Below are 9,071 nucleotides of genomic sequence, written 5' to 3' on the forward strand. Positions count from 1 at the left end.
ATGCCTGGACATCGTGCCGGTGGTCAACCGGCTGGCGCGGGCGGTGCGCGCGGCCGGCGGCCGGGTGATCTGGACGCGGCAGACGGTCAGCGCCGCCCCCGCCCTCGCCATGCCGTCCTGGCAGTACGACCTCACCATCCCTTTCGTGCGGGAGGCGGTGCGGGTGATGGGGGCCGGCACACCCAGCCACGCCCTGCACCCGGCCATGGAGGTTCGCGAGGAGGATGGGGTGGTGGACAAGTACCGCTACAGCGCCTTCCTCTGCCCGGCCGGTTCCCTGCGGGCCGAATTGCGGGCCCATGGCGTCGACACCCTGCTGATCGCCGGCACGCTGACCAACTGCTGCTGCGACAGCACGGCGCGCGACGGCAACATGCTGGGCTATCGCGTGGTGGTACTGGCGGACGCCTGCGCCGCCCCATCGGACGCGGAGCACAACGCCGCCCTGTTGCTGCTGCGCCTGAACTTCGCCGACGTGAAGACGGTGGCGGAGGTCGAGGCCCTGCTGCCCCCGATTTAAGCCACATCAAATTATATGACGCGGGGAAGGTGGTGGCGGCCGGTCAGGGAACCGGGTATCAAGGCGCGGTCGGCGCCCTGACCATCCTGCGGTCAAACCGTTTATCGGGTGATGGGGCCGGGATAGGGCATCGGGCATGAGCATCAGCGTCTTCGAACTGTTCAAGGTGGGCGTCGGCCCCTCCAGCTCCCACACCATGGGGCCGATGACGGCCGCCTGCCGCTTCGTGCGGCGCGTGGCGGCGGACGGGCAACTGGCCGCCGTGGCGCGGGTGGAGGTGCGGCTGTATGGCTCGCTGGCGTTGACCGGGCGGGGCCACGCCACCGACACCGCCGCCATCATCGGCCTGACCGGCCAGATGCCGGCCGATGCCGATCCCGACGCCTGCGCCGCCTTGGTCGCCCATGTGCTGACCAGCCACCGCCTGCCGCTGAACGGCGCTGACGGTCACCAGATCGATTTCGACGCCGACCGCGACATCCGCTGGGAAGGCGGCAGCCAGCTGCCCTTCCACCCCAACGCCATCACCTTCGTGGCGTTCGACGGCGCCGGCGCCGAGCTGACGCGCGGCACCTACTATTCCGTCGGCGGCGGCTTCGTCCTGGATGAGGATGAGGCGCGGGCCAACGCCCCGGCCAACCCCGGCCCGGCCGTGCCCCATGACTTCGCCAACGCCGACCAGCTGCTGGACATGGCGTCCAAGGCCGGCCTGACCATCGCCGAACTGATGCGCGAGAATGAGCGCGCCGGCCGCACGGACGCGGAGATCGACCAGGGCCTGGACCGCATCCTGGCCACCATGGACGCCTGCATCGACCGCGGCATGCGCGAGACCGGCATCCTGCCCGGCGGCCTGGATGTGCCGCGCCGCGCCGCCAAGATCCACGCCCAGCTGCTGCAGCGGCAGGAACGCATGCTGCGCGACCCGCTGTCGGTCATGGACTGGGTGAACCTGTGGGCCCTGGCGGTGAATGAGGAGAACGCGGCCGGCGGCAAGGTCGTGACTTCCCCCACCAACGGGGCGGCCGGCATCATCCCGGCAGTGCTGCGCTATTACGAGCGCTTCCACGATCCCGACCGCCGCCGCCTGCACATCTTCCTGCTGACCGCCGCCGCCATCGGCGGCCTGTACAAGCGCAACGCCAGCATCTCCGCGGCCGAGGTCGGCTGCCAGGGCGAGGTGGGGGTGGCCTGCTCCATGGCCGCCGCCGGCCTGACCGCCGCCATGGGCGGCACCAACGCCCAGATCGAGAACGCGGCCGAAATCGGCATGGAGCACAACCTGGGCCTGACCTGCGACCCCATCAAGGGCCTGGTGCAGATCCCCTGCATCGAGCGCAACGCCATGGGCGCCATCAAGGCCATCGACGCCGCCCGCCTGGCCCTGATGGGCGACGGCACGCATAAGGTGAGCCTGGACCGGGTGATCGAAACCATGCGGCGCACCGGCGCCGACATGAAGGATCTGTACAAGGAAACGTCCCTGGGCGGCCTGGCGGTGAATCTGCCGGAGTGTTAAGCGGAGTCAGTTGAAATCCTGGTCGTGGGCCGCGATGGCCTCGGCCAGGGTGTCGAACCAGGCACAGCGTCCGGTGACCGGCATTTCAATGAACAGCTCGACCTGTTGCCTGGCGAAAAAGGCCAGCTGGTCATCGGGGACCGGCAGGTGGAAGAAGTCGGCGCTTTGGACGGCGTACCGGCCGGTCGCCACATCCTGGAAGCAGGTATAGCGGACGGCCCTTGCGGTACCGTTCTCGAGACGCTTCCAGACCATCACTTCCTGGAACAAGCTCATACCGCTCCCCTCACTCCGCCACGACATGCCCCGGCGGGTGGCTGGCGGCGTAGCGCCGTGCCAGGACGGCGCAGACCATCAGCTGGATCTGGTGGAACAGCATCAGTGGCAGGACGATCATGCCGATGGTGTGGCCGGCGAACAGCACGTTGGCCATGGGGATGCCACTGACCAGGCTTTTCTTGGAGCCGCAGAACACCACGGCGATCTCATCGCCCCGCGACAGATGCAGCCGGCGGCTGACCACCGTGGTGAGGGTCAGGATCAGGGCCAGCAGGCCGATGTTGACCAGGACCACCTTCAGCAGGCTGACGGCGTCCAGCTGGTGCCAGATGCCCTCGTTCACCGCGTGGCTGAAGGCGCCATAGACCACCAGCAGGATGCTGGCGCGGTCCACCGGGCCCAGCACCTTCTTGTTGCGCGCCACCCAGGCGCCGATGCGCGACCGCAGCAGCTGGCCCAGCACGAAGGGCAGCAGAAGCTGCACGAAAACGGAAGTGAGGGCGTCGGCCGAGAAGCCGGCGCCGGCCTTGGCTAGCAGCAGGCCGACCAGCACGGGCGTGATCACCATGCCCAGCAGGTTGCTGGCCGACGCGCTGCAGATGGCCGCCGCCACGTTGCCGCCGGCGATGGAGGTGAAGGCGATGGACGACTGCACCGTGGACGGCAGGGTGCAGAGGAACAGCACGCCCAGGTACAGGTCCGGCGTCAGCACGCCCAGATTGACCAGCGGCCGCAATGCCAGGCCCACCAGGGGGAACAGCACGAAGGTGCACAGCGTGACCAGCAGGTGCAGCCGCCACTGCGTCAGCCCGCCGATCACCGCCTCCCGCGACAGCCGGGCGCCGTATAGGAAGAACAGCAGGAAGACGGCGACGTCCGTGGCCCCGTTGGACGCGGTGATCATCGCCCCCTTGGCCGGCAGCACCGAGGCCAGCGCCACCGTGCCCACCAGCAGCAGGGTGAAGGTGTCGGGCTTCAGGCGCGCCAGCCAGACGGTGAAGCCGGAGGAGGGGGTGGGCGCGGTCGCGGCGGGGGCGGACATGGGTGGGCAACCTTGGCACGGGGACATGATGCCGCATCATAAAGCGCTGGACGGCCCATCTTGAAGACTGCTTACAATTGTTACTGTCATCAAATTTATGAATGACCGTATCGCGGATGAGGATGGGATGCTGGACACGACCTTGCTGCGCACCTTCATGGAGGTGGCGCGGGCCCAGGGCTTCACCGAGGCGGGCCGCCGGCTGGGCCTGCGCCAGTCCACCGTCAGCCAGCAGATCGGCCGGCTGGAGGAGGCGGTGGGCCGCCGCCTGTTCGTGCGCGACACCCACACCGTGCGCCTGACCGCCGATGGCGAGGCCCTGGTGGAATTCGCCCGCGGCATGCTGGACCTGGAGGAGCGGGCGCGGCAGCACTTCGCCGGCGCCGACTTGCGCGGCCGCGTGCGCCTGGGCGCGGGGGAGGATTTCGTCATCTCCCACCTGTCCGACGTGCTGGCCGCCTTCGTCCGCCGCCACCCGGCGGTGGATCTGGAACTGACCGTAGGGCTCAGCGGCTTCCTCTACCAGAAGCTGGACGCCGGCGAGCTGGACCTGGTGTTGGCCAAGCGTCGCCCGGGCGACACCCTGGGCCGCCCGCTGTGGCGCGACCGCTTCGTCTGGGCGGGGCGGGAGGGCGACGTCCTGGATCCCGCCAAGCCCGTGCCCCTGGTGCTGTTCACCCCGCCCAGCATCAGCCGCTCGGTCGCCCTGGAAACCCTGGAACGCCACGGCCGCCCCTGGCGCATCGCCTGCGTCAGCGGCAGCCTCAGCGGCCTGCGCGCCGCCGCCTTGGCGGGCCTGGGCGTCACCGTCCAGCCCCGCGCCATGCTGCCCAGCGGCATGGTGGAGGTGCCGCACCTGCCGCCCCTGGCCGACGTGGAGTTCGTGCTGGCCGGCCCGGGTGCGGCCGGGCGCGGCCCAGCGGCGGCCCTGGCGCAGGCCATCGTGGACAGTGCCGTGCGCTTGCAGGGGGTGGGGTAAGGGGTGGCGATTCGGTTCCGATCACATCCCATCCACCAGTGATCAGGCGGTGCGCGCGGGATTTGGACATCCGTGCACTCTTCTTTGCGCCTCCGGATGCGCGTTACCAGTGAGGCGTCGTCTGGGGTGCGGCGCGAATAGCGTCTGGATGGCCCTTGGCGGTAACGTTGCCGGCCTTCCCTTTCCCCAGGCTTTGCGCGATCGTGGGCAGGGCGACCCGGTTTGGCAGGGCGGGCGCCGGATGGGGGCAGGGGACTGATGACGACGATTGATCGCCGCACCGCCTTGGCGGGCGCCGTGGCCACCTTGGGCGGCAGCCTGGTCAGCGGCCCGGTACGGGCGCGCAGCAGCACCCCCGATGGGCGGGCCCCCAATGCACAGGCCGGGGCCATACCCGGCGCCCCTGCCGGCCAGCCTGGTACGGAGACACCGATGCGTGCGCCTGTCATCAATTTTCTGGGCGGCTTCGCCAACCCCAACCTGGAGGTTGACGCCCAGCTGGACCCGCAGTCGGCGGCGGCCAAGCTGCCTGACCTGCCCCAGGCCAAGGTGGATGCCCGCGCCCTGGCCGACGTGCGCCAGTCGGGCCTGACGGCCGTCAACCTGACCCTGGGCTATGTCGCCGGTCCCATGGACCCGTTCGAGTTCACGGTGCGCGACATCGGCCGCTGGGACCGGCTGATCCGGGAGCATCCGCAGGCGCTGCGCAAGGTGTACACCGCCGCCGACATCACGGCGGCGCAGGCCCAGGGGCAGCTGGGCGTCATCTATGGTTTCCAGAACGCGGTGCAGCTGGGCGGCGACCTGGACCGGGTGGAGCTCTTCGCGGATCTCGGCGTGCGCATCATCCAGCTGACCTACAACCCCGCCAACCCGCTGGGCGCCGGCTCCATGGCCGATAAAGCGGGGGCCGTGAACACGGGCCTGACCGACTTCGGCCGCCAGGCGGTGGAGCGGCTGCAGGCCGCCCGAATCATAGTCGACCTGTCGCACAGCGGGGAAAAGACCTGCCTGGACGCGCTGGCCGTGGCCAAGGGCCCGATCACCATCAGCCACACCGGCTGCCGCGCCCTGTGCGACCTGCCGCGCAACAAGACGGACGCGGAACTGCGCGGCGTGGCCCAGGGCGGCGGCGTCGTCGGTATCTACTTCATGCCCTTCCTGGTGCCGGACGGCCACCCCAAGGCCGAGGACGTGGTGCGCCATATCGAGCATGCGCTGGACGTCTGCGGTGAGGACCACGTGGCCATCGGCACGGATGGCGAGGTCACCGGCATCGACGACCTGGACCGCTATCGCGCCGTGCTGCGCAAGGAGATCCTGGCCCGCCGCGCCGCCGGCATCAGCGCCACGGGTGAGGGGGAGGACACCTACCCCTTCGTCGTCGACCTGCGCGGCCCCGGTCAGTTCACCCGCCTGGCCGACCTGCTGTCCAAACGCGGCCACAAGGCGGCGCGCATCGACAAGATCCTGGGCGGCAACGTCCTGCGCTGCGCGCGAGACGTGTGGGGTAGCTAGGAACTCATTATAGGTTGTTGGACTTATAACATATTCTCCAAAATGTGCTATTTTGGGCCTACGATCCAATATAGGGCATGAGGTGAAAATGACTGAGACGGCCCGCTTCATCGTTCTTCCGGTCAGCGGCTTTCGTGACCGGCGACTGACTGAGGCGGACAAACTTCGGGCTCCTGGCCCTGCGGTACGGTTGGCGGTGCGCGGCGGCGTTGCCTCAGGGTGTGAGACGGCCACGACGAATATGCGTGTGCTTGATGGTATCCGCGAGGGCGGTCCCAGACTGGTGGAGATGTCGGCCGATGCGGCGTTGAACCTTCAGGCGGAGGTGCCGGGCCTGCGGGTCATACCGGTCGTCACCTATCACACGATGGAGTTCGAGCGAGGTATCGTCCGGCCCTTTGCCCAGTCTGCATCCAATGCGTCGGCTGCAGGGGGTGTCGTGGTACGTGTGGTTGACGGTGCCACCCAGACTGGGTTGGCCGGTGCCAGGGTCGTCGCTTTCACCAGCTTCCGCTTTCGGACTGGGGCGGAAGGAATATCCGATGACCGGGGAAACGTCGCGCTTTCCATTCCCCCTGGCACCCGGCTGGATCGCCTATACGTCTATGGACCGGCGCGATATTGGGGCTTCTTTGACAGCGGCATTACCCTGAACGGTAGCAACACGTTCAGTGTTCCGCCCATTGATTTTGCGACGGATCGTCTGCTGCTGTCGGACCTCTACCAGGCGTTGCCGCTTGACGGAGGCGTCGGTGTCCGCGTCGGGGTGATCGATACGGGTATCGCGCAGGCCCATTCCCTGCTGCCCAACGTCACCGGTGGTGCCAACCTCGTCTTCGATGAGACGGTGGGCGATGCGGGGGCGGCGGCGAACTGGGGGCCGGCGGCTTCCGATGGAGAGCATGGAACCCATGTCGCGGGCATCATTGGCGCCCGGCCGCAACCGGATATTTCCATTCGGGGCGTGGCTCCGGGTGTCGAATTGCGCAGCTACCGGGTTTTCCCCAATGGCGGAGGGGGCGCCACGAACTACGACATCATGAATGCGATCGATCGGGCCGTTGCGGACGGCTGCGATATCGTCAATCTGAGCCTGGGCGGCGGTAGTCACGATGACGGGGTGCAGACCGCGATAGAGGCTGCACTGAGTGCCGGTACCTTGGTAGTTGCCGCGGCCGGCAACGACTATCGCGGTCCCGTCAGCTTTCCAGCATCCCTCAGCGGCTGCATCGCCGTTTCCGCCATGGGACGCAGGGGGACCTATCCACCCAGTTCGACCGAACGCATCGAGTTCACCAAGCCGTACGGCACCGATCCGCAGGCCTGCTGCGCCGCCTTTTCAAACTATGGCCCGCAGATCAAGCTGACGGGGCCTGGCCTCGGAATCGTCTCGGCGCTGCCGGACGACGCCTATGGTGTCATGAGCGGGACATCGATGGCATGTCCGGCCGTCACCGGGTTTGCGGCCTTTCTGCTGGCGCGGAACAATGATGTTCGGGCCAAGAGGGGATTGGAGCGTGTGGCGGCGCTGAGACAACTGCTGGCCGATCACGCCAAACCCGTGGGGTTCGGTACGGACTACGAGGGGTTCGGCATGCTTTCATGAAGCGGGGAGTTTATGGAAACTTGCCTGTGAAAGACTGGTTGAAGTACGCTTTGCCACCCATCTGTTCCATTGGGGCGAAAACGAGCCAGTCGGTATTTCGCCAGGAACCAGGATAGCCGGTCCGTGCAGGATGTCAGCCACAGTCGCGTCATTCTTCGCCGCTTGAAGCAGGACGCCACGCCATCAGCCCAAGCGGCCAGTCTTATCGACAACGCGGCCGGGATGGTCGTGTTGGATAAGCGCAACCCGTCCATGCTGTTGGTGGAGGGGCAGCCGGAACTCATTTCGGCGATGGTGCAGAGGCTGAACGGTTGGTCCGCCTTCCCTTTGGCGACGGTCGAACGCCCGGATACCCGTGTCCGCATTGTGCCGACCGTCTGATATCAGCGGCATGAGATTTTGCCTAACGCCGCTTTGGCCCGCTACTGCGGGCGTTCGGCTTGTGAGGGGGGGCATTTGAGTGGTCGCGATTGAGTTGTCGCGATCAAATGCAACGGGCGCCAGCCGTCGCGGCGGCAAAGCATCAGTCTGGGCGCGGTAGTACATTCCATCATTCACGCCACCGCCATCCACGCCACGGCACACTGAATTTCACGCAATGGCTCTTGCGTTCTGTATCGAGTGCTCTAATTTAATTGGAGCGATCGATACAGAACCGGCGTGCTGGCGTGGCGGTTCTCCGGCTGAGGAGGGTCCGCCATGGCGCGGCCGCGTGCGTTTGATGAGGGGGTGGCGCTGGGCGCCGCCGTCGACGGGTTCTGGTCCCAGGGGTATGGCGCCGCCGGCACCCGTGACCTGGCGGCGCGCATGGGGCTGACCACCGCCAGCTTCTACAACGCCTTCGGCGACAAGCGCGGCCTGTTCCTGAAGGCGCTGGACCGGTACCTTGACGAAGGCTCCCGCCGGCGCTTCGCCCGCCTGGACGGGCTGGCCCCCCGGGAGGCGATCACGACCTATGTGGCCGACGTCGTCGAGCGGTCGCTGGCCGATCCGCTGCACCGCGGCTGCCTGCTGATTAATTCCGCCCTGGATGTGACGGCGCAGGATCCGGACATGCGCGATGAGATCGCGGGCGGGCTGGATGAGATCCGGGGCTTTTTCCTGCGCCATCTCCAGGCCGGGCAGGCGGACGGCAGCATCGCCGCAAGCCAGCCGGCGGAGGATCTGGCCCGCCTGTTCCTGGGCGTGGTGGTGGCCATGCGCGTCATGGCGCGCGTGAACCCCGACCGCGCCCTGCTGGAAGGCATGGCCCGCCCGGCGCTTTCCCTGCTGGACCCCCGATAGACGATACCGACCCTTCATCCGCGAGGCGTTCCGATGATCGAGCTGTACTACTGGCCCACCCCGAACGGCCACAAGATCACCCTGTTCCTGGAAGAGGCGGGGCTGGACTACACCATCCACCCGGTGGACATCAGCGCCGGCGACCAGTTCAAGCCGGAGTTCCTGGCCTTCTCCCCCAACAACCGCATGCCGGCCATCATCGACCGGGATCCGGCCGATGGGGGGGAGCCCATCACCGTGTTCGAGAGCGGCGCCATCCTGCTGTACATGGCGGACAAGACCGGCCGCTTCATCCCGGCGGACGTGCGGGGCGGAAGACGGGCG

At 67.6% G+C, this 9,071-nt stretch carries 10 protein-coding genes; 8 read left to right on the plus strand and 2 right to left on the minus strand.

Annotated features, from left to right (window positions below; all coding sequences use genetic code 11):
- Both I55_RS24410 and I55_RS24415 read left to right on the plus strand, forming a co-directional pair.
- The coding region (locus tag I55_RS24410; protein ID WP_044563321.1) for a cysteine hydrolase family protein at positions 1-520 on the plus strand (520 nt) is incomplete at its 5' end.
- Positions 521-656: 136 nt separating this feature from the next.
- The gene (locus I55_RS24415) at positions 657-2,039 is read left to right on the plus strand and encodes an L-serine ammonia-lyase (RefSeq protein WP_044563322.1); all 1,383 of its coding nucleotides are present in this window, start codon (positions 657-659) and stop codon (positions 2,037-2,039) included.
- Positions 2,040-2,045: 6 nt separating this feature from the next.
- Here I55_RS24415 and I55_RS24420 read toward each other — a convergent pair whose 3' ends face one another.
- Together I55_RS24420 and I55_RS24425 are read right to left on the minus strand one after the other, a co-directional pair.
- On the minus strand, positions 2,046-2,315 hold the full coding sequence (locus I55_RS24420; RefSeq protein WP_044563323.1) for a hypothetical protein: 270 nt from the start codon (positions 2,313-2,315) through the stop codon (positions 2,046-2,048).
- A 10-nt stretch (positions 2,316-2,325) separates the two neighbouring features.
- A complete protein-coding gene (locus I55_RS24425) occupies positions 2,326-3,360 on the minus strand; it encodes a bile acid:sodium symporter family protein (RefSeq protein ID WP_044563324.1) in 1,035 nt (344 codons plus the stop codon).
- A gap of 127 nt (positions 3,361-3,487) precedes the next feature.
- Between I55_RS24425 and I55_RS24430 the strand changes: the two genes are divergently transcribed.
- The 6 genes from I55_RS24430 to I55_RS24455 form a co-directional block, all read left to right on the plus strand.
- Positions 3,488-4,339, plus strand: coding sequence for a LysR substrate-binding domain-containing protein (locus I55_RS24430; protein ID WP_044563328.1), 852 nt, complete (start codon positions 3,488-3,490; stop codon positions 4,337-4,339).
- 258 nt (positions 4,340-4,597) lie between these two features.
- The gene (locus tag I55_RS24435; protein WP_049974457.1) at positions 4,598-5,857 is read left to right on the plus strand and encodes a dipeptidase; all 1,260 of its coding nucleotides are present in this window, start codon (positions 4,598-4,600) and stop codon (positions 5,855-5,857) included.
- 88 nt (positions 5,858-5,945) lie between these two features.
- A complete protein-coding gene (locus tag I55_RS24440; RefSeq protein ID WP_049974458.1) occupies positions 5,946-7,463 on the plus strand; it encodes a S8 family serine peptidase in 1,518 nt (505 codons plus the stop codon).
- A gap of 123 nt (positions 7,464-7,586) precedes the next feature.
- Positions 7,587-7,844 carry a hypothetical protein gene (locus I55_RS24445; protein WP_044563325.1) on the plus strand — a complete coding sequence of 86 codons (258 nt, stop codon included), beginning with the start codon at positions 7,587-7,589 and terminating at the stop codon, positions 7,842-7,844.
- Between the two features lie 318 nt (positions 7,845-8,162).
- A complete protein-coding gene (locus I55_RS24450; protein WP_044563326.1) occupies positions 8,163-8,747 on the plus strand; it encodes a TetR/AcrR family transcriptional regulator in 585 nt (194 codons plus the stop codon).
- A gap of 33 nt (positions 8,748-8,780) precedes the next feature.
- Positions 8,781-9,071, plus strand: a 291-nt coding sequence (locus tag I55_RS24455; protein WP_044563327.1) for a glutathione S-transferase N-terminal domain-containing protein, incomplete at its 3' end; no start/stop codon positions are given.

Origin of the sequence: Azospirillum sp. B4 (genome assembly GCF_000333275.1) — a bacterium.
Taxonomy (GTDB): domain Bacteria; phylum Pseudomonadota; class Alphaproteobacteria; order Azospirillales; family Azospirillaceae; genus Nitrospirillum.